The organism is Wolbachia endosymbiont (group A) of Bombylius major (assembly GCF_947251895.1).
Lineage (GTDB): Bacteria > Pseudomonadota > Alphaproteobacteria > Rickettsiales > Anaplasmataceae > Wolbachia > Wolbachia pipientis.
This window is the reverse complement of sequence record NZ_OX366395.1, coordinates 949115-968971: the sequence shown is the minus strand read 5'-3', so window position 1 is coordinate 968971 and position 19857 is coordinate 949115. Positions and strand designations below refer to the sequence as shown.

Sequence of the window (19857 nt, the reverse complement as noted above, 5' to 3'; positions counted from 1 at the left end):
CCATGTTTGTAGTTATTGTACGCGGCGGTTATAAAAAAACTTAAATACTTGATTGTGCTCTAGCTTTAGCTACCTGCATCATCAATTCTTCTCCTGAATTCTGTGGTATTGCACTCAGTATCTCTGTCTTTTTCGTTCGCTCTGCAAGTAACTCCATTAAAACTTCCCGTGCTTGCTCAACACTTACGCTTTGCTCAATAAATTCTCCTATCTTTTCTGGCATCTTTGATACATTACATAATCTTATTATCTCTAAAATTTCTCTACGACAGTTCTCGTAGCTTTCCTCAATAGTTGTCATACTAACACTCCTACTTTTATGATTGTTGATAAATTCAAAAAATGTTGTAACTCCATCTGCAAGACCTATTTCTATTGCTTTCTCCCCAAAATATAGCCCTGCCTCTGTTGATCGAATCTTTTCAATTGAAAGACCTCTGTTCCTTGCTATCAGCTGCACAAACATTTCATATAGTCGGTCTACTTCTTTTTGTAAGCTTCCCAGACTTTCAGACGTCATTGGCTCATGTGGGTTTAAATCATTCTTTCGACTACCAGCAAAGATTGTGGTGTACTTAATACCTTGCTTTTCATCAAACCTACTTTGATCGATATGACTTGCTATTACTCCAATACTGCCAACACCAGAAGTTCTGCTCACAAATACCTTCTCAGCGCTAGAAGCTATAGCATATGCAGCAGAATATGCATCATCATTTGCTATTGCAATAATTCTCTTTTTTGTTCTTGATTCATAAATAAAATCAGCTAGGTCAAAGACACCGTTTACTTCCCCTCCTGGACTATCTATGTCAAGTAGAATCGTCTCTATGCTTTTATCTCCTAAAGCACTCTCTATCTCTTCATGAATATTTTCATACGAAGTCATATCTAAAATATGATCAAAAGCTTCTGTTTTTTTTGTCAAAACTCCATAAATACGTATTATTGCTATTCCTTTTGGGTTTATATGAAAATGCTTTAAGTTCTTAAAGATAGGTTGTTTGCTGTTATATAATGATAGTAGTTCAAAGCTTCTTCTCTCTACCATTACTGGTTTATTTATCCACATCACCTTCCTTCCCTTTTATGATTAACATCAGAATCGAAACAAAGTCCAAAAGAATTAGCTCGCTTTTGATCTTCTGCTATTTCTTGGTCAATTTCTTCAACATCGTAACCCATTTCTGATACTACTTCTGCTCGACTTTTGAAGCCATTTCTTACCGCCATTTGCTGTGCTTGCTGGTCTTTAAGCGGATCTACCCAATCAAATCCCTGTGGTATCCATTTTACATCTTTAAATACTTGATTATCTGTTGTAGAAAGCTCTCCAGATAAAGTGGCAAGTTCTAGCCATCTACTCCATACTGGTCTGCAAAATTGGAATACCATAATGTTATGTTGCAGCATAGCGCATCTACGACGAAACTCTATTAATCCTGCTCTGATTGATGAATAATTAACACCGGTTAAATCTCCTGTTAGTTGTTCGTATGTTATCCCTGTGCCTATTGCTATTGCCCTCAGTTGCTGTCTCATGAATGCTTCATAGCTTCCTCCTACGTCTGATGGTTCTGAAAATTTTATGTCCTCTCCTGGGTCTAAAAGCTGCATTGTTCCAGGTTCCAGGCCAGATAGTGCTACTCCTTGCTCATTTGCTTGCGCCTCACCTAAAATATTTGCTTCAGGATCAAGTCTTGTAATAAATCCCGCAAACATTGCTGCTGTCTTTTTTCTCACTAATTCTGCATCATCGTATTGATCAAGCTCATAAAGTTTCAGAAGTATACTCGAAAGCCATGGCTCCCCTCTGATTTGCCCAGGTCTTAATGGTCTATAGATATGTAAAACATCATTTGCTGGCACTCTCACTGATTCGCCAAACGAACCTTCACCAGGGTGTTCTTTAAATAGGTAATATGCTTCTCTTTGCCCAAGTCTATTGAACTCAATCCCGTTTCTTATTACATTACTATTGGCTAGTGTTTGATTGCTCTTGTTATCTAAATGTTCTGATTCCAATACTTGAAGTTGCAATGGTACAGAAAATCCATCTTCGAGTTTACGATGTCGGAGGCGTACAAAACACTCTCCACCTTCTATCATACTTCTGCATACTAGAGCTTGTAATCCATAAAAATCACTTACTCCACTACTGTCTGCTTCATCTGTCCATTTCAGCCATAATTCTTGTACTTTCTTTCGAAATTCTGCATTCTTTGCTTTTGATTGCGGCTTTATTCCTGTTCCAATAGAGTTACTTACTATTGTATCAATAATATTTGCTGCATATGGATTTTTTCTCACCATATCACGAGAGCGGCTACGCAAGTGCTCAAGGCTTTGAGACAGCAAATTGTTTATACTTCCTAACTCTGGTTGAAAGTGAAAAAATCTTCTTCCTGAGCCTGCTGCATCCCACGCTGAGCTTTTTATCTTTGGTTTGTTAAATAATTGCTTGAAGGTTTTTAGCAGCATTTATAAAATTCCTTTACTCGTTGAAAAAACAATTTTCCTCTTTGGCCTCATGCCTGCAACTTTTAACTCAGCCTTAATTCGTTGTCTTAAATTCAATAAATCATTTATTTGAACTTCTCCGTACCGCACAACATGGTCACCATATGCAATTGAGACAACTCTTTCTCCGCTTTGCAGCTTCTTTATCGCTTCTTCGACTTGAATTAAATAATCTTCGTTATACATTTACTACTTGCTGATCCATTTACTTTTCACTATTTTCTTTGATTTTTTACTTTCTGGTTTTTCACTTAAACTATTCCATTTACTCTCTGGCCATCTGTCTATTCCCAGTGCTATCGATGCTGCTCTTGCGTAAATTCGGCAATCTAGTACTTCATTTCTTTCTCTTACCTTCTGCCACTCTTGTTTAGTGTATCCTTTTACTACCTTGCTGACTAATTGCTCTGCCGTTAGCTGCTTAAAATATTCAGGTGCATACTCCGGAAAATGACAATATCCTGCTGGCACTTTCTCTTCTTCTTTCAAAATATTAAGTAATTGAAAAAGCTCTGACTTTAATATCGATACTCCTACTGGCCATAGCTTTATTCCTCTTTTTAGCTTTTGACCACCAACTGTTATATCTACTCTACTTGGGCTACTCAGCGGCACTAGCGCTTTATTTACACCTTTCACTGCCATTACTCTTCCAGAGCCTTGATGACCTCTTACCCAATTGTATACTTCCTGTGTTGCATATCCTGCATCAACTGCCATCATACTTATCATATATTCAAGCCCATTTTCACCGATAAAATGATGATTGAGGAGCTCCGAAAGCTTTTTCCATACTTCTCCACCTCCTGTATCTCCTTCAAATACTCGGTAGTCTATTGACCAATTTTCACGGCTTTTTCCCCAGGCTACAACTTCCACCTCTAGACGATCTTTTTGGACATCTACTCCTGCAGTAAGTACCACTTCTCTCCTAGGTACTGTGCCTACGGGAAAAAATTCTCTCCTGTTAAATAATTGCTTCCAGTCTGGTACTTCTCCTTTATCTACCCAAGTTTCTCCAAGCGTTGTGTTTATCCAAACTTTCAGTAATTGTTCACTTTCTTTGGCATGGAGAAAATCTTCTACTGCTTGTTGCCAACTATACCAGCCAACTGGACTATAAAGACTTGAAAGGTGAAATCCTATTACTTTGCTATTGTGTACTTGATTTGTAGCTCTCCATTCTCCACGGTCTAGCATCTCTGTCTTTTGATGATTTTCTATTTTGCTGCTACATTCAGTGCAGACATAATGTGCTGTTCTTGAGTCGTTGTTTTCCCATTTAATTTGTGACCATTTTAGAACTTGATAGTAATTACAATACGGACATGGTACAAAAAAGTACTGCTTATCTGTTGCTTCAAATTCTTTCTCAATTCTGCTTATTCCATGAATCGTTGGTGTTGATACTAAAAAAATCTTTCGCCGTGCAAATGTATTAGTACGGGCTATGCTGAGTAAAACTGGATCTCCTTCACCTCCTGAATCTCCTGGATAGGCATCAATCTCATCAAGAAAGAGATATTTTACTGGCATAGAACGAAGTCCTACACTGCTATTTGCTCCAGTTATTACTACTATTCCACCTGGAAATTCCTTACTCTGTACAGTATTCCCTGAATCTCTTGACCTTGGGTCTTTTACTTTACTTTTTAAACATGGCGTACTCTCTATTAACGGTGCAAATCTTCCCTTCGACCAACGTTTTCCCATTTCAACTGTTGGCTGTACTACCAGCATTGGACCAGGAGTCTGATCTATGATGTAGCCAATCCAATTGTTACCAGCTTCTGTTCCACCAATCTGCGCTCCTTTCATGAATACTACTTTTTCTGCTGGTGAGGACGGAGAAAGTGAATCCATGATCTCTTTTAAATAAGGAGTTCTCTCTGTTCTCCATTTTCCTGGCTCTGATGCTGCAGTTGGTGCTAAAACTCGATACTCATTTGCCCACTCTGACACTTTAAGCTGGGGATCTGGTCTTAAACCTTCAGAAAAAGCTCTAGCGTATATCATTGTCTGCATCTACTAGTAATTGGTTCTAACTCAACGTCATTAACAGTAGAACTACACTCCTCCAGTTCCATAAACATCTTTTTCTGAAATTCGTTTTCTATATATCTTTTGCTCACCTCACTTATCATTATTGCTATAATAAGTGCAAATATCCCTGTTATTGTTGCAAAAATGATTGCATTGCTTATTGTTGTTGCTGTTAACCCTATACATACCGCTATTGCTACTGCACTTACTGAGGTAAAAACACAGATCACATTGTTGTATTTTCTTACTTTTGCATCTCTATGTTCTATACACCTATAATAAACTGGTACAGACTTGCCTATCTCGTCTGGTAATTTGATGCTCTTTTCTTTAAATAAAGTTTTTAGCAATTCTAAATTATTTGACTTGATTGCTAAGTGCAAAACAGGTGTATAGTTTGCTCCTTTTTTCAGCAATAACTTTACTACATGTAAATGCCTTTTTTCTGCAGCAAGATAAATTGGTGATAGACCTTTATTATTTACAATATCAATATTGATTTCTTCTTTTAAAATTGCATCTACAATCTCAATTTCTCCTCTTTGTGCAGCTAAATGGAGTAGACTATTCTTTTCAGAACCGTATTTATTACTCATCAAAGCCTTCTTTATCTCAGGTTTAGCGTAATCAAATGGTGTCTTGCCGCTATCGTCTTTTACCAGAGGGTCTATATCTTCTCGTGTTAGTAAAACTTCTATTGTTTTAAGTCTTTCAGCGTAATGTAGTGGTGTTTTACTTTCGTAGTCTTGCAAATTGACTTGAGCATTAGGCTCCTTTATTAAGGATTTGAGGATATCAAGACATAAGTCTCTTTCATCGTAATTAGTATTACTTACAGCTATATGCACAGGTGACAATTTCATTGAGTTTTGTCCCATGCGTGCACTATTCACATCTGCTCCAAGCTTTAGCAGTAACTTTACTATTTCCAACTTTTTGTTATTAACTGCATAGTGCATTGGTGTCTGATTTCGTGCATCAAAGACATCTATTTCAGCATTTCCTTCTTTCACTAAAATTTTGACAATATTTTCATGTCCTATGCCTGCTGCTAGATGTAATGGAGTATGATGCAGAGTATTTCGTACATTAACATCAATGCCTTTTCCTATCAAATATCTAACTGCATTAACTTCACCTATCATTGCAGCTAAATGAAGTAAGCTATCTTGTTCTGACCCGTATTTGTTATTAATTAGCGCTTGTAATATTTCTGCTTTTTTCCCTTCTTTGGCGTAATCAAGAGATGTTTTACCATCATTATCTTCTATAAAAGGATTAATGTTCTTTTTCGTGAGTAACAGATCTACCATACTTAATTCATCAAACTCTATAGCGCAATGTAGTGGGGTTTTTCCGTTTAATCCTCTAACATTTACATCTACTCCTGGTTGATTGATGAGACATTTTATTAACTCTAAACTTAAGTTATCAGACATTTTATATTCAAAATCTTTTTTATATTTGAAATTTAGTGTTAGATAATTCTTCAAGTGAGTTTGTAATCTCTTCAGTTAGCGCCATATGAATCTTTTCAGTGTCACTCAGTGATGCAAGCAATGCTGAAACTCTATTTGGAATATTAAGTAAATTATTACGGACAACTCTTGCTACATTAAATGCATCGCGCTTTACTTCTTCTACTGCTACAAGTTCTCCTATCTCAGCCCTAGCTTTTGCCTCAAGAAGTTTACCTCGTTCCATTTCATTTTTTATTCGCGTTTTAAGCAACATCGTGGAAAGTTTTTCTCCGCTTTCTGAATAGTTTTTTCTTCTCAGTGGTTGACTTGGATCTCTGATTGTTTCTATAGCCCTGTTTGCTTGTTCTCGGTCAATGAGTCCATCCTCCAACTCAACTATTCCTTTTTTTACTAAATAACAGACATATTGCTTTGATACTCCTATCTCTCTTGCCCATTCTGTTTGTGTGATTTTCACTTTTTTTTCTCCTCTCTCTTGTTTCTACGAATTTTCTTCTTGAATCTCTGAAAAGGTTTTGCCAGTATCAGCAATTCCCTACCTGTTTATACTTGCCGGCGTCTTAGAGATATTTTACTAATATAGAGCGAAGTACTCCGGTGCTTTCTTTTTACATAGTGAAATTTGGCTATTTTCAACTAATACTATAAATTGCATCTTTGTAGTTATGAGATTCAACCACTACTTGCTCTAGCGTTAAACTGCTGCATTTGGCATCTTTACTATGGTTTTCTTCAAGCACTTTTGTCCTTGCTTCCTTTATTTCCTCAATGAACTTTCCATTAACTTTTTCTGGTTCAATTCTTTCCTCACAATATACAAGATTTGTGCAATTTGTTTTTCTGTAGTAATGTACTCCAAGGAATATCACTGATAGTGCAAGTATACTCGAGCCTATAAGTAGTGATAACCCTACGTTATTAATCAAAGCGTTCTGGTAAAACTTCTGTACACTATTAATACCACCTTCTACATACAGTAATAAAGGCAATACTATATTTGCAGCAACCAAACTGCTTAATAATGCTGTAAATAATGGCCTATCTTTGATTACTGATTCTACTTTATTTCTTCTACTAATGACTTTGTCGTCAATATTAATGAAGTTGTTCTTACCCTTCCAAGCGTTAAGTGTAAAATGTGAATGAGTACCATTGCTGTATTCCAGTTTGACTGATTTTATTACTTTATCTTTTGGTTGATACTTTAGCACCTGATTCAAAGTTTCATTCGCATTCTTTCCCCCTATTTGACACTCCTCAGTATCTCTAAATTGCTTTATTCCACAAAATATTGTGCTAATTGCAAGCAATGAAGTAATTGCTATCATTGGCATAGTAATATAGAGAGGGCTGTTTGCAAAAAATGCAATAAATTGTCCTTTATCCTGTAGATATACCAAAGCTGCAGAAGCGCTAAGTGCAACAGCAGCTATACCGAAAATTACAAATTCCTTCTGCTGCATTGCATATTTTACTCTTGGCAAAATTCTATTTGTTTTCTTTTCTTTTTTAATTAACGGGGTTTCTTCATTATCACTTTTTTCTGATGGGCTAGTTGAAAGTGTAACTGGACTATCATGATTTAATGACATATTCTCCCATCCTTGCCTGCCACAAAACTCACTCATTTCTGTTACTTGAGAATTTGATCTTGTCACCTCTGCACTTCTATTGTCTATCCCACTATCGCTTCCTTCCAAACTCTTTTTTAAAAATTTCGTATTCAGATCTACAGGTTCATCAGTTATATCTTCTGATTCTTTCTTAATTGATGTTTCTTCAGAATTTGACTTTTCTATCTCTGGACTTTGATCATTTATTTCACCATCTAAACCTCTTTTCGAGAATCTTTTACTTTGGTCTATAGTTGCATACATAGGTTCTCCTATAGCTTCTTGCTCATCACATTTTTCTCCATTTAATTGGAAAGAAGAATGTGGTAGCTTTGGTGGTGCAATATCCTGAATAATACTCAACCGATGATTTTCTGCTGTTCTAGGTGAAGGTGGAGCTACATTTCTAATATTGTCCTTCTCCAACATTCCATTCCTAGGTAACGGCTTTGGTTTATCTCCTAATTCTTTATCCTCTTCCTCTTTTTGCATTTCTTTTGTATTGTCTATTTTGGGGTTGGAAGATGTGTTGGATGCTGCCTCAAACTGATCAAGAGAATACGGACGGTTATATTCTATTCCATTTGCCTCACAAACTGCATTAAATTCGTCCTCTATGTCTTTACCATCATCCAATACTAAAGAAGAACAACTCACTGAAAAATCAGCACCTGCTTCGTCTATTTTTGCTGTAATACTGCTATCGCTACTATTGCTAATCACATTTAAAGAAGCTAGTTTGCATTCAGTGTTCAGGTCAGGTTCTTGCTTCGTACCTTTTTCAAACAATTCAATTCTCTCCTTAACAGATAGTGTAGAATTTGAAACATTATTTTCTACTTCTTCAGAAAACGATGCTTCATTATTTGTTTGCGAAGTTACTACTCCAGCTAACATCTTTTCTTGATTCATTGAGTACATCACATTTAATCCAAAGTTATTTGTTACGCTAAACTCATTAAAATACGGTATATACCAGTATTAATATTACAACTACCAAGGCTTACTAAATTTCTGTTTGCGTTATCTTTTCCACTTTTTTCTTACTGTTTTTCTTCTTGAATCTCTGAAAAAGTTTTACCAGTACCAGAAAGAATTGCTTCCCTACCTGTGTACACTTGCCAACGTTTTATGGTTACATCTACAAATTTTGAATCTAGCTCTATTGTCCTACAAATTCTTCCTGTTCTCTCGCATGCAATCAGTGTACTTCCAGAGCCGCTAAATGGATCAAGTACGATATCTCCTGATCTAATGCTATTAACTATTGCTCTTTCCATTAGCTCTACTGGCTTCATTGTTGGATGTAATGAGTTATGCACTGGTTTGTCATAAAACCACAGATCACTTTGATTTCTACCCCCATGCCACTCACGTTTATTGCCGCTTTTCCATCCATAGAGCATTGCTTCGTATTGTCTTTGATAATCTGATCTTCCTAGCGTAAAGTGATTCTTTGCCCAAATGATAAATGTTGACCATTTCCCTCCCGCTTCCTCAAATACTTTTTGTAACGTTGAAAACTCTGATGATGATATGCAGATGTAAATTGCACCTTTCGTATATGCTAAAATATGGGAACAGATGTCGTAGAGAAAAAGTTCGTACTTTTCACCTTGATTATCGTTTAATATTTTTTTCTCTTCTCTTTCCTGACTGCTACCGTAATCAACGTTATATGGAGGATCACATACGGTAATATCTGCCATTTTATTATCTAATACCGCTTTATATGATTCAACTAAAGAGCTATCACCACAATAGATTCGATGATCACCTAAAATCCATAGATCAGCTGGTTTTGTTATTTCTACTTTTTTGTCATCAACAACTAAGTCAGAAAGATCTTCTTCTTCACCATCTAAATCATCAAGAAACCGTTGAACTTTTTCCAATTCAAATCCTGTCATTTTAAGGTCAAACTGCAAATCTTCTAGCTCTTGAATTTCTACCTTTAAAAGATCATCATCCCACTTTGCCCAATTAGCTGATTGATTGGCAAGTAACCGAAAAGCTTTGGTTTGTGGTTCATTTAAATTATCACTTAAAACCACTGGAATACTCTCCATACCAAGCTTTCTTGCTGCTTTAAGTCTTAAATGACCATCAACCACAGTTCCATTGCTTTTTGCAACTATTGGTATACGAAAGCCAAATTCCCGAATTGAAGCACACATTCTATTTACTACATCATCATTTTTACGAGGATTACGCTTATATTCGACGAGGTTTTCAACAGGATAGTAGTGGATTGCTAAATTCATATCTTAATAATTAAAAAGTTAATATTCAAAATATCTCTGACGCTAAAGAAGGCCTGGGGTCAGCACCACCAAACCCGCCATTCTGGCTGAAAGGACCCACTTTTTATGGATTTTTCGTCTTATTAACATTTTTACTGAAATCCATAACATAGAACATTAATGCTAAAGCATCAGATTCATTATCATCTTTAGGCAAAAACCCTTTTTCCTTTACAGCTTCAATAACTTCACTCTTACTTGCATTGCCTTTGCCTGCTATAAAGCGTTTTATAGTTTTAACATTAACACCTTTGTATGGTACGTGATGTTCTTCACACCAAGCAGACAGCACTGCAAGAAAACCACCATAGCAATGAGCTGCATCAGTTCCTAGATGTCTTCTCACCCCCTCAAAGTACACTGCAGAAATCTCTTTCAAAGAATTAAGCCAATTGCGAAAACTTAAAAAACACATGCCACCTCCACTGAAACGACTACCATGAAAGCTTTTGCTTCCACTTTCAATTATTCCATCTGTTAGAATTGCCCAGCCTGTTTGCTTGCCGAGATCTAGCGTTAAGATTGACGTACAAAAACTCCTTTGTGTAATTAAAGTTCAATGCCCTGTATAATATATATGTACGATGACTCGCAAATTCGTCCGCAATTTTGAAAAAAAATTAAAAAAAATTTCATATCCTGCCATTTGAGTTTTTTCATCTTTACTTATCTTAATAACTATTTTACATAACTTATATTACGCCAATATTTATATTATTATATTATCATATATTATATTTTACCTGTATTTAAATATATATATAATATATATAAGACTTCAGTAATCCGTAAATCCTCTTCACTGGCCGATTTTAGCCACTTAACTTTAGAAACGGCTTTTAGGAATAGAACATAAAAAAGACAATATTATCAATAATTTAACGATTACTGCTTTCTGAAATACTAATTAGTAATTCAGAAATTAGGTACGAAATTGGTAGTTTTTTACCTATGAAAAAGTAGCTTCAGTAGTGTATCAAAACGTTTAAATCTTATTTTAATTTTTAAAGATTTTATTCTTTTAGATAAAAAAATTATTACTACTTTTTTATAATAAATTAGTCATACAAAGTCTTGGTAAAAATCTCTATTCATGAAACTTTTGGAGTTTTTATGAAGAATTCTTATCAAGGAATCGATTCTACAATTGTTAAACATGTGAGATTTCAAGCTTCGCGCCTTAAATCCAAAAGCTGTTTTATTAACGAAAGTCTCGAAGATATAGAGCAAGAGCTTTTTTGTCAGGTTTGGCAATATCTTAACCAGCACGATGAGAAAAGAAGTAGTTTTAGTACTTTCGTTGCTAGATTAGCTAATTATTGTGCTCGCAATATGTTACGCAATCAGTTGTGTCTAAAACGTAATATAACTTTTGATGATATAAACGACGATATTCCAGATCATAGGAACTCGGAAATCGAAGCGATAATTCGCACTGATATAAATAATATAATTTCAACTTTATCTGAAAAAGATAGTAATTTATGTCAATTACTTAAGATATTTACTATTACTGAAGTTTCTGTAATAACCAAAATACCAAAGACAACTATCTATCGCACACTAGAACGAATACGCGATAAATTCTCAGTTTTAGAGAAGTTATAAGCTCTCGATTATATTTGCTCAAAATTTTTTTTTGCAAATTGCGGACGAATTGCCTAGGTCATCGTACATATATATTTAGGTACTGGGAGAAAAATGAAAATAATGAACAGCAATGAACGGCTAAAAGTTCAAACAGGTATAAAAATGGTCATCTTTGGTCCTTATGGTATAGGTAAAACTAGTCTCTTAAAGACCATAAATGAACCAACACTTTGTCTTGATTTTGAGGCAGGTTTACTTGCTGTTCAAGATTGGCAAGGGGATTCTGTAAGTATTCGTACTTGGAATGAGGCAAGAGATATTGCATGTCTCATAGGTGGTCCTAATCCTGCGTTAAAATCTGACTCAGCATATAGCCAAAGACACTATGAGCATGTATCCAGTAAATACAAAGAGCTTTCTTCAGAGTTTCTCAAGTATCGATGTATTTTTATCGATAGTATTACAGTAGCCTCGCGTTTATGTCTATTATGGGCAAAAATGCAACCTGAAGCTTTTTCTGAGAGATCAGGAAAACAGGATATGAGAGCTGCCTATGGGTTACTTGCTCAAGAGATGATGGCTTGGCTCAATCAGTTTCAACATATTCCAAATAAAGACATCATTACAGTTGGAACTCTTGGACAATACCTCGATGATTTCAATCGCTCAACTTGGCTACCTCAATGTGAAGGAGCTAAAACTGCAAGTGAAATTCCTGGGATAGTTGACGAAGTAATCAGTATGGTTGGAATCAAGAAAGATGATGGTACAGAGGTTCGTTCATTTGTCTGTCAGACAATTAATTCTTGGGGATATCCTGCTAAAGATCGAAGTGGATGCCTGAATATGGTTGAAGAACCGCATCTAGGAAAACTTCTTACAAAGATTAAAACCAAAGCTTTTGCAATTCAACCTATCACGCACAACATATAGGAGGTTATTATATGCTACAAAACTTTTTAACTATTGGTCAAAAAATTCCTTTTTTCAGTGTGAAAGAATACTTGGACGATCAATCGCCAATACCAGAGGATATAATCTCACCAAGAATTTTAACAAAAAGAGGCTTATTGGTACTGGGTGGCCCACCTAAAATTGGTAAAAGTGACTTTTTGATTTCATGGCTCGTTCATATGGCTGCAGGTGTTTCTTTTCTTGGCATGGCTTCAAATAGACCTTTGAAAATTTTCTACATGCAAACTGAAATTGAATATGAATATATGAAAGAACGTTTGCAACAACTTGATAATGAACTTTTGAATGTAGCTGCTAACAACTTAATCATTACGCCAAAAGTGCACTTATCATTTAATCATGATGAAATAAGTGAAATCAAGGAAATTGTGAATGAACGCTTTAAACCTGATGTTTTGGCCATAGATCCATTACGTAACATCTTTAGCAGTGAATATGGAAATGAAAATGATAATAGTGCTATGCTGTTTTTTCTGCAAAAGACTCTTGAAAAGCTACGCAGTGCTATCAATCCAGATGCTTGTATTGTACTTACTCATCATACAAAAAAATTATCAAAAAAGATGCTCGAAGAAGATCCATTTCAAGGCCTAAGTGGTGCTGGATCTTTACGTGGATTTTACAGTACTGGTATGGTGATGTTTGCTCATGATGAAGAAAGTAGTGCACGCCAGATAGTATTTGAGCTTCGCAATGGTGAACGCGTGCAAAATAAACTTGTCGATAAGATAAATGGTCATTGGCAGCTAATGGAATAGCTAATTTTCACTTTAAAATCAACTTATAGGAGAGCGTATGCTACAAGATTTTTTAACTGATTTTAATAACGCAAAACTGCAGAGCAGTTTAATACCGAAAGGTACAATAGTCAAGGTAAAAATGGCAATAAAGCCTGGAGGTTATGAAAATTGGTTCACTAAAAACTACACTACTGGCAGTATCTATTTAAATGTAGAATTTACCGTCACTGAAGGCCCATATGCAAAACGCAAGATTTTTCAGATTATAGGTATCAAAAATGGCAAAGCAGAAGGTGAAGAAGACATCTGGGGAGAATCTGGACGTTCTATGCTGCGTAGTATTTTGGAATCATCCAGAAATATTCATGCAAATGACACTTCAGAGAAAGCAGTTACCGCTAGAAGAATAAACTCTATAGCTGATTTCAACGATTTAGAGTTTACAGCAAAAGTAGGCGTTGAAACTAATAATACATACGGAGATAGAAATAGGATTACTACAGTTATTACTCCAGAATTACAAAAAAGTTTTCAAGATGATTGGTTGCCATTTTGAAGTATGACGAAGGAAAGTTGTGGGCTGCTGTTATTACTAGAGCTATTCAGGATGCAGCAGGAAAAAACCCTAAACTTAAAAAAGAGGCTTGTCAATGGATTCGCTCACGATCTTTTGAAACTGTTTGTGAGCTGGCTAATCTTGACTTTAAACGTCTAAAAAATATGTTGAACAAATTTGGAATAAACAAGGAGAATTTTATGGATTTTTCATCTAAAAATGCTTTGAAAATAAAATCATTATTAATTAATAACATCAAAGATTGTTTATCTTATTTGTTACCTGAAGGCAAATCTTACCAAGATAAATTCTATATTGGAAGTAGAAATGGAAATAAGATAATAGTTGAAATGGAAGGAGAAAATGCAGGAAATTGGTACAACCTGATCGAAGAAAAGAAAGGAAATATAATAGACCTTTGGACTTTAGTTAAAGGTAATATAGATTCTGCTGAAACATGGTTGAACGGTAAAGATGAAAGAAGTTCCATATTACAAGAAAAACAAAACGAAGGAAAAGCATTTTCTGTAAATCATTACTTAAATGACAAATCACCAATGCCACAAGATATAATAGGCCCAAGAATTTTGACACCAGGTGGTCTTTTGGTCATAGGTGGTACTCCAAAGATTGGCAAAAGTCATTTTCTTCTTTCTCTATTAGTACATCTGGCAGCAGGAAGATCATTTCTTGGCATGAAGCCTACAAGACCGCTAAAAATATTCTATCTACAAAACGAAATGGAATATGATTACATTAGAGAACGTATACAACAACTCAACAAACTTCCTCATTTAGCAACAGAAAACTTAGTTGTGACGAACAAGATGAATTTGACCTTAAATGAAGAAGGTATAGAAAAAATAAAAAATATGGTAGAGGAAAAGTTTGATTTAGTTGTGATTGATTCTCCTTATAATTACGTTAACTATGGTCTGCAGCATGCAATAGAAAAACTACGTTCCAAGATTAATCCTATGGCTGGAATAATCATCACAAATCACACCAAAAAAGTATCTACCTCTATATTGGAAAAGAATCCATTTCAAGCTCTTGTTGGTGCTAATGCTTTAAGAAGTTTTTATACATCTGGAATAGTAATATTTCAACCCAATAAACGTACAAATATCTTGCAAGTAGTATATGAACTTAGAAACGGTAGATCTATACCAACAAAATTCATCAACAAGATTAATGGATGTTGGAAATCTGCTAACGTTATAGCTAGAACATAAAAATTCTTCAGGTAGGTATGGATATTTATTGTTCACAAAGAAATGGACATTATAAATTATTAGGGAAGAAAGAACAGTTAAGAACTCAACTCCTATCAAATATAAGGTCATGTCTTTCTTATTTACTGCCAAGAGGAACTTTTCGTGGTGATAAGTTCTATGTAGGTGATCTAAAAGGCAATCAAGGAAAAAGTATGATAGTGGAGTTAACTGGCAGTAAAGCCGGATTATGGCATGATTTTTCTACCGGAGAAGGAGGAGATATTTTTGATCTTTGGGCTGCTGTTACTGGAAAAAATCAATTTACTGATACGATAGAAGATATTGCTAAGTGGATTGGTTATTCGGAAAAAAATAACACTCTGGGGCAACCAACGGCATCATGGAACTATTACGATGAAAGTGATCAAGTGATTGTTACAGTTTATCGTTATAACACTGATTCAGGAAAAAGATATCTTCCTTTTGATGTAAAAAGGTCTAGTTTTACTCTACCAGAGACCAGGCCTTTATATAATATTCCAGGTATCATGAAATCTGATAAGGTGATTTTAGTTGAAGGTGAAAAGTGTGCAGATGCTCTGATAGAGCAAGGTATGACTGCCACAACTGCAATGTTAGGAGCAAATACACCAATAGAAAAAACAGACTGGTCACCACTTAAGGGTAAGCATGTTATTATTTGGCCAGACAATGATGAACCAGGTAAACAATATGCTGAGAAAGTGGTGAAAAAGCTTACTTTTCTTGGTGTTTTATCACTTACTCTTCTTGAAATACCGGAGAATAAACCAAAAGGATGGGATTCAGCTGATGGTATAGAAGAAAAGATGAATATTCCTGAATTCATTGAAAATAACTCGAAAAAAATCATCGTTAAGCAATTTCTTAATATTCAAGAATGGAGTGTGGAACGTTTTATAGGTCCAGTACCAGAGCAAAAGTTTCTTGTTGAAGGGTTATTTCCTTTAGGAGTGACATCTATTCTAGCTGCAATGGGAGATACTGGTAAAGGTATGCTTCTGCTTGATTTAGCACTGAAAGTTGCGAGTAGAAAAGATCAGCCATGTGGTTTTGGTCCTTTAGTTACTGAACATGGATCTGTGGTAATTTTCTCAGCAGAAGATGATATGAGTGAAATACATCGTCGTTTAGAGCGTCTTGATTCGCAATGCGAAAGATTAAAATATAAAGATAGGCTCTTTATTGTACCATTACCCAATGTTAGTGGATCACTTACGATAATAAAGAGTATTTCGAGTAAAATTATAGAGATTTCTCATGAATTTGAATCTATAACAAAACAACTTCATAAGATAAAAGACTTAAAATTAATCGTATTTGATCCACTTGCTTCATTTGTGCACGCTGACTTAAATACTGACCCAGCCGTAGGTGATTATCTGATGTCTTTATTATCTGATTTAGCAGGTAGCACTGGAGCATCAATAATTACTGCCCATCATATGAGAAAGCCAAAAAGTGAAAAACCTATATCGACTGTTGAGCAAGCACGTGATGCCATTAGAGGTACATCTGCTCTTGTTAATGGTGTTAGGTGTTCATACGCTTTTTGGTCTGTGGAAGATACAGCTAAACTGACAATTTTTAAATCAATAGGAGAATCTGTAAGACAGAACGCATTATTTTATGGAGCAATTGTTAAAGCAAACGGTTTGGCTGATCGCACTTTACGCACTTATTTAAGAAATGAAGAAACAGGATTGTTAGAGGATATAACTAAAAGATTAAGAATAAAAAATATGAACGAAAAAGATTCAAAGCAGCATCTTATAACTGCAATTACACGAGCAGCAATTTCTGGACATCCATTTACCCATACAGGAAGTACAGGAGTGTATAAACAGCGGCATAGACTACCTGAGGAGTTTCACAGTATAGGAAGAGATAGAATGGAGCGTATAGTTCAAGAGCTGTTACAAGCACGGAAGCTGGTTAAGGGAATGGCTACTGGTTCAAAAGAAGATAAATGGCTTGACATTCCTAGCGGACCATTTGCTCGTGGTGTTGGAAAGTTTAGCTGTGGAGCTGAGCTATTCTCCTAAAAAATTTTTCTGATATAAAAAAATATTTTGATTTTTGCGGACGAATTTTGAAGTCATCGTACATATATAATATAGGAGACTTAATTAAAAATGTCAATTCTCACACATTCAGGAAGAGCAGCAATAGCAGCAAGTATAAAAGAGCAGTCTCTACATCTTGCCTGGGGCAGTGGTGACTCAAATTGGGAAAGTAGCCATCAGGTCGAAAAAGTTTTTGTTGAGGGTGAAATAGCTCTAGATCACCATACTATTAAAGATGTAAGGGTTTTTACAGGACAAACAACTTATCAGCCAAGTATAGATTATATAGTTGATAGCAGTACTGGTGTAATTAAACGTACGGGAAATAGCTCTATCAGGGCAAATAGTGCAGTTACTGTAGAATATAGTGAAAGCACACCACCAGAGCTGATAACTTCTGAAAAACTGCTCAATGAGCTTGGCAGACGTACTGCGAACGAAGTGCTCTTCTGCACAGGTGATGAGAATGGAGAGCTTTTGACCCCTTCTGGAAGGTTTAGGCCCTCAAATGTACCAACTAATAATCTCTATCTTAAATTTACTTTCGATTTCACGGACGCAGCAAATCAAGTGATAAGGGAATTAGGGGTTATGGTTGGTACTAAAGTAAAAGAAGGGTTACCTAGAGGACAAAGATATTTTGAACCAAAAGACGTGGAAAATCCTGGAATCTTATTAGTTTTAGAACACACCGTACCACTTATCAGAACATCTGCAACTCGGGAAACTTTTTCATTTGTTGTAACTTTTTGAAACAAAATGACCTTAAATAGTTATTATAACCGCTTTAATCCTGACAAAGAATATGAGAAAAGCTTATTTCTTGCTGGAAGAGGTCTACAGTCTGCAGAATTAAATGAGACTCAGGAGTATGCTCTTTCTAAGCTTAAAGGCATAGGTGATGCAATATTTCGTGATGGTGATGTTATAACAGGAAGCAATTGTATCATAGATGGGGAAACCGGCGAAGTCACACTTGAATCGGGAAAAATCTATCTTCGTGGAGCGGTGAGAAAAGTAGGGGGAAAAAGATTTATTATTCCACTGAATACCACAGTTCGCATCGGTGTTTTTTTCGCCCTATCCACTATTACAGAATTAGAGGATGAGAATCTTCGTGATCCTGCAGTTGGTACACGTAATTATCAAGAAGTAGGGGCAGCAAGACTTAAAGTTTCCACCATTTGGGGTTATCAAGCAGAGAATGTTTCTCCCACTTTTTCTACTGATGGAGAATTTTATCCAATTTACAACATTGAAAACGGAGTATTAATAGAGCATTCACCGCCACCACAAGCAAACATAGTAACCACAGCGCTTGCTCGTTATGACAAAGAGGCAAATGGTTCCTACGTCGTAAATGGGCTAGAAGTGATGTTCCTCCACAAAGAAGAAAAGGGAGAAGAAGGGGTAAAAAAGGGTAAAAAAGAAATATTTGTGATTAATGAGGGCAAAGCTCATGTTGATGGTTATGAAATTGAGTTACCTCATAGTATTCGTGTTTCTTTTGATGAAGACCCAGATATAAAAGCAGTTGAATCAGAACCACATACCTTTCAGCCAAATAGCCAAAGAGTAATGGAACTGAAGGTTAATGATTTTCCAATAAGTGAAATCAAAAAAGTAGATATCACTGTTCAAAAAACCATTACTGTTACTCACGGTTCATACTCAGGAGCTGTTGATCCAATACCTGACTCTGCGGTACTTGAGATTATTCAAGTTAAACAAGGAGACGTTATTTATGAAAATAGTGCAGATTATAAACTAAACGCAGGAAACATTGATTGGTCATTACCTGGCAAAGAACCAGCACCTGGGAGTAGTTATCAAATAACTTATCGCTGTCGTACTCATGTGAGCCCTGAAGATATAAATGAAAAGGGATGTAAAGTAAAAGGAGCAGTTGATAATAGCTTGGTTTTAGTTGATTACACCTGGAAAATGCCCCGCTTTGATTTAATTACTATCGATATCAAAGGAGTGGTAAGAAGAATAAAAGGAATTTCTCACCCTTGGCGACCATCGATGCCTAAAGCACCTAGTGGACAACTTTTGCTCTGCTACATTCACCAAACGTGGAAAAACGGGGAAAAAGAAGGGGTAAAAATAGTGAATAATGCTATTCATGCTGTACCGATGAATGAGCTTGAAGCAATGAAAAAAGGAATAAATGATCTTTATGCGCTGGTTGCAGAGGAAGGTTTACGCAGTGATGCAAATTCAAGAGAACCTACCACCAAAAAAGGGGTATTTGTAGATCCGTTCTTTGATGATGATATGCGCGATCAAGGAATTTCGCAGTCTGCAGCAATAGTAAATAGAGAGCTAGTTCTGCCAATAGATGTAGAAGTTGCAGATATTGAAAAAGGTGGGGAAAGATATCTTTTGCCATATGAACTTGAACCGGTACTGGAGCAGCTTTTACAGACTAAAGGAGAAAAGATTAATCCATATCAAGCTTTTGATCCAGTCCCGGCACAAATTACTCTAAATAAAAACATTGACCACTGGACAGAGGTTACCACTAATTGGAAAAGTCCAGTAACCAGAGTATTTAATGTTAAAGAAACAACAGAATTGCTGTCAAGTACTTCATACGAAGCTGAATTTATGAGAGAAGCAGTACAAGATTTTGAAATTGAAGGTTTTGAGCTAGGTGAAAGGCTTAAAGAAGTAAAATTTGACGGCATCATTATCCAACCTATGTAAAA

17 protein-coding genes are annotated in these 19857 nt (G+C 35.8%); 8 read left to right on the top strand and 9 right to left on the bottom strand.

From position 1 onward, the window contains the following. Window positions 1–40 precede the first annotated feature (40 nt). The 9 genes from OPR49_RS04600 to OPR49_RS04560 all read right to left on the bottom strand — a co-directional run bounded on the left by OPR49_RS04600 (window position 41) and on the right by OPR49_RS04560 (window position 10510). Window positions 41–1072, bottom strand: a complete 1032-nt coding sequence (locus OPR49_RS04600; RefSeq protein ID WP_264328556.1) for a S49 family peptidase — start codon at window positions 1070–1072, stop codon at window positions 41–43. Continuing rightward, on the bottom strand, window positions 1072–2481 hold the full coding sequence (locus tag OPR49_RS04595) for a phage portal protein (RefSeq protein ID WP_265026785.1): 1410 nt from the start codon (window positions 2479–2481) through the stop codon (window positions 1072–1074). Before OPR49_RS04595 ends, OPR49_RS04600 begins: the two co-directional genes overlap by 1 nt. Beyond that, entirely contained in the window at window positions 2482–2706 is a 225-nt protein-coding gene (locus tag OPR49_RS04590; protein ID WP_065095024.1) for a gpW family head-tail joining protein, read from the bottom strand. Window positions 2707–2709: 3 nt separating this feature from the next. Continuing rightward, a complete protein-coding gene (locus OPR49_RS04585; protein WP_265027489.1) occupies window positions 2710–4536 on the bottom strand; it encodes a phage terminase large subunit family protein in 1827 nt (608 codons plus the stop codon). Beyond that, on the bottom strand, window positions 4533–6002 hold the full coding sequence (locus tag OPR49_RS04580) for an ankyrin repeat domain-containing protein (protein ID WP_265026784.1): 1470 nt from the start codon (window positions 6000–6002) through the stop codon (window positions 4533–4535). Before OPR49_RS04580 ends, OPR49_RS04585 begins: the two co-directional genes overlap by 4 nt. Window positions 6003–6021: 19 nt before the next feature. Beyond that, window positions 6022–6501, bottom strand: a complete 480-nt coding sequence (locus tag OPR49_RS04575) for a hypothetical protein (RefSeq protein ID WP_065095468.1) — start codon at window positions 6499–6501, stop codon at window positions 6022–6024. A 175-nt stretch (window positions 6502–6676) separates the two neighbouring features. Then, window positions 6677–8569 carry a hypothetical protein gene (locus tag OPR49_RS04570; protein ID WP_264328554.1) on the bottom strand — a complete coding sequence of 631 codons (1893 nt, stop codon included), beginning with the start codon at window positions 8567–8569 and terminating at the stop codon, window positions 6677–6679. A gap of 131 nt (window positions 8570–8700) precedes the next feature. Next, window positions 8701–9921 (bottom strand): DNA modification methylase, encoded by a 1221-nt coding sequence (locus OPR49_RS04565; RefSeq protein ID WP_265026783.1) that lies wholly within the window; start codon window positions 9919–9921, stop codon window positions 8701–8703. Between the two features lie 103 nt (window positions 9922–10024). Next, window positions 10025–10510, bottom strand: a complete 486-nt coding sequence (locus OPR49_RS04560; RefSeq protein WP_458694422.1) for a Holliday junction resolvase — start codon at window positions 10508–10510, stop codon at window positions 10025–10027. 563 nt (window positions 10511–11073) lie between these two features. On the opposite strand from OPR49_RS04560, the gene OPR49_RS04555 reads away from it, so the two are divergent. The 8 genes from OPR49_RS04555 to OPR49_RS04520 all read left to right on the top strand — a co-directional run bounded on the left by OPR49_RS04555 (window position 11074) and on the right by OPR49_RS04520 (window position 19855). Further along, on the top strand, window positions 11074–11568 hold the full coding sequence (locus OPR49_RS04555; RefSeq protein ID WP_264376932.1) for an RNA polymerase sigma factor: 495 nt from the start codon (window positions 11074–11076) through the stop codon (window positions 11566–11568). 93 nt (window positions 11569–11661) lie between these two features. Then, window positions 11662–12483: an ATP-binding protein gene (locus tag OPR49_RS04550; RefSeq protein ID WP_265026782.1), complete on the top strand. Its 822-nt coding sequence runs from the start codon at window positions 11662–11664 to the stop codon at window positions 12481–12483. Between the two features lie 11 nt (window positions 12484–12494). Continuing rightward, a complete protein-coding gene (locus OPR49_RS04545) occupies window positions 12495–13283 on the top strand; it encodes an AAA family ATPase (RefSeq protein ID WP_265026781.1) in 789 nt (262 codons plus the stop codon). A gap of 37 nt (window positions 13284–13320) precedes the next feature. Continuing rightward, entirely contained in the window at window positions 13321–13821 is a 501-nt protein-coding gene (locus OPR49_RS04540) for a hypothetical protein (protein WP_019236461.1), read from the top strand. Further along, window positions 13818–15056, top strand: a complete 1239-nt coding sequence (locus tag OPR49_RS04535; protein ID WP_265026780.1) for an AAA family ATPase — start codon at window positions 13818–13820, stop codon at window positions 15054–15056. The genes OPR49_RS04540 and OPR49_RS04535 overlap by 4 nt, the downstream gene beginning before the upstream one ends. 17 nt (window positions 15057–15073) lie before the next feature. Then, a complete protein-coding gene (locus OPR49_RS04530; protein ID WP_265026779.1) occupies window positions 15074–17122 on the top strand; it encodes an AAA family ATPase in 2049 nt (682 codons plus the stop codon). A gap of 90 nt (window positions 17123–17212) precedes the next feature. Next, window positions 17213–17896, top strand: a complete 684-nt coding sequence (locus OPR49_RS04525) for a hypothetical protein (protein ID WP_265026778.1) — start codon at window positions 17213–17215, stop codon at window positions 17894–17896. Between the two features lie 6 nt (window positions 17897–17902). Beyond that, window positions 17903–19855, top strand: coding sequence for a DUF4815 domain-containing protein (locus OPR49_RS04520; RefSeq protein ID WP_265026777.1), 1953 nt, complete (start codon window positions 17903–17905; stop codon window positions 19853–19855). The last annotated feature ends 2 nt before the right edge of the window (window positions 19856–19857 follow it).

Bases quoted from the DNA above. Each gene is read 5' to 3' on its own strand.
- OPR49_RS04580 (WP_265026784.1), bottom strand. From the start codon at position 6,002: ATGTCTGATAACTTAAGTTTAGAGTTAATAAAATGTCTCATCAATCAA.
- OPR49_RS04530 (WP_265026779.1), top strand. From the start codon at position 15,074: ATGGATATTTATTGTTCACAAAGAAATGGACATTATAAATTATTAGGG.
- OPR49_RS04565 (WP_265026783.1), bottom strand. From the start codon at position 9,921: ATGAATTTAGCAATCCACTACTATCCTGTTGAAAACCTCGTCGAATAT.
- OPR49_RS04520 (WP_265026777.1), top strand. From the start codon at position 17,903: ATGACCTTAAATAGTTATTATAACCGCTTTAATCCTGACAAAGAATAT.
- OPR49_RS04585 (WP_265027489.1), bottom strand. From the start codon at position 4,536: ATGATATACGCTAGAGCTTTTTCTGAAGGTTTAAGACCAGATCCCCAG.
- OPR49_RS04545 (WP_265026781.1), top strand. From the start codon at position 12,495: ATGCTACAAAACTTTTTAACTATTGGTCAAAAAATTCCTTTTTTCAGT.
- OPR49_RS04570 (WP_264328554.1), bottom strand. From the start codon at position 8,569: ATGAATCAAGAAAAGATGTTAGCTGGAGTAGTAACTTCGCAAACAAAT.
- OPR49_RS04525 (WP_265026778.1), top strand. From the start codon at position 17,213: ATGTCAATTCTCACACATTCAGGAAGAGCAGCAATAGCAGCAAGTATA.
- OPR49_RS04595 (WP_265026785.1), bottom strand. From the start codon at position 2,481: ATGCTGCTAAAAACCTTCAAGCAATTATTTAACAAACCAAAGATAAAA.
- OPR49_RS04600 (WP_264328556.1), bottom strand. From the start codon at position 1,072: ATGTGGATAAATAAACCAGTAATGGTAGAGAGAAGAAGCTTTGAACTA.
- OPR49_RS04550 (WP_265026782.1), top strand. From the start codon at position 11,662: ATGAAAATAATGAACAGCAATGAACGGCTAAAAGTTCAAACAGGTATA.
- OPR49_RS04540 (WP_019236461.1), top strand. From the start codon at position 13,321: ATGCTACAAGATTTTTTAACTGATTTTAATAACGCAAAACTGCAGAGC.
- OPR49_RS04590 (WP_065095024.1), bottom strand. From the start codon at position 2,706: ATGTATAACGAAGATTATTTAATTCAAGTCGAAGAAGCGATAAAGAAG.
- OPR49_RS04555 (WP_264376932.1), top strand. From the start codon at position 11,074: ATGAAGAATTCTTATCAAGGAATCGATTCTACAATTGTTAAACATGTG.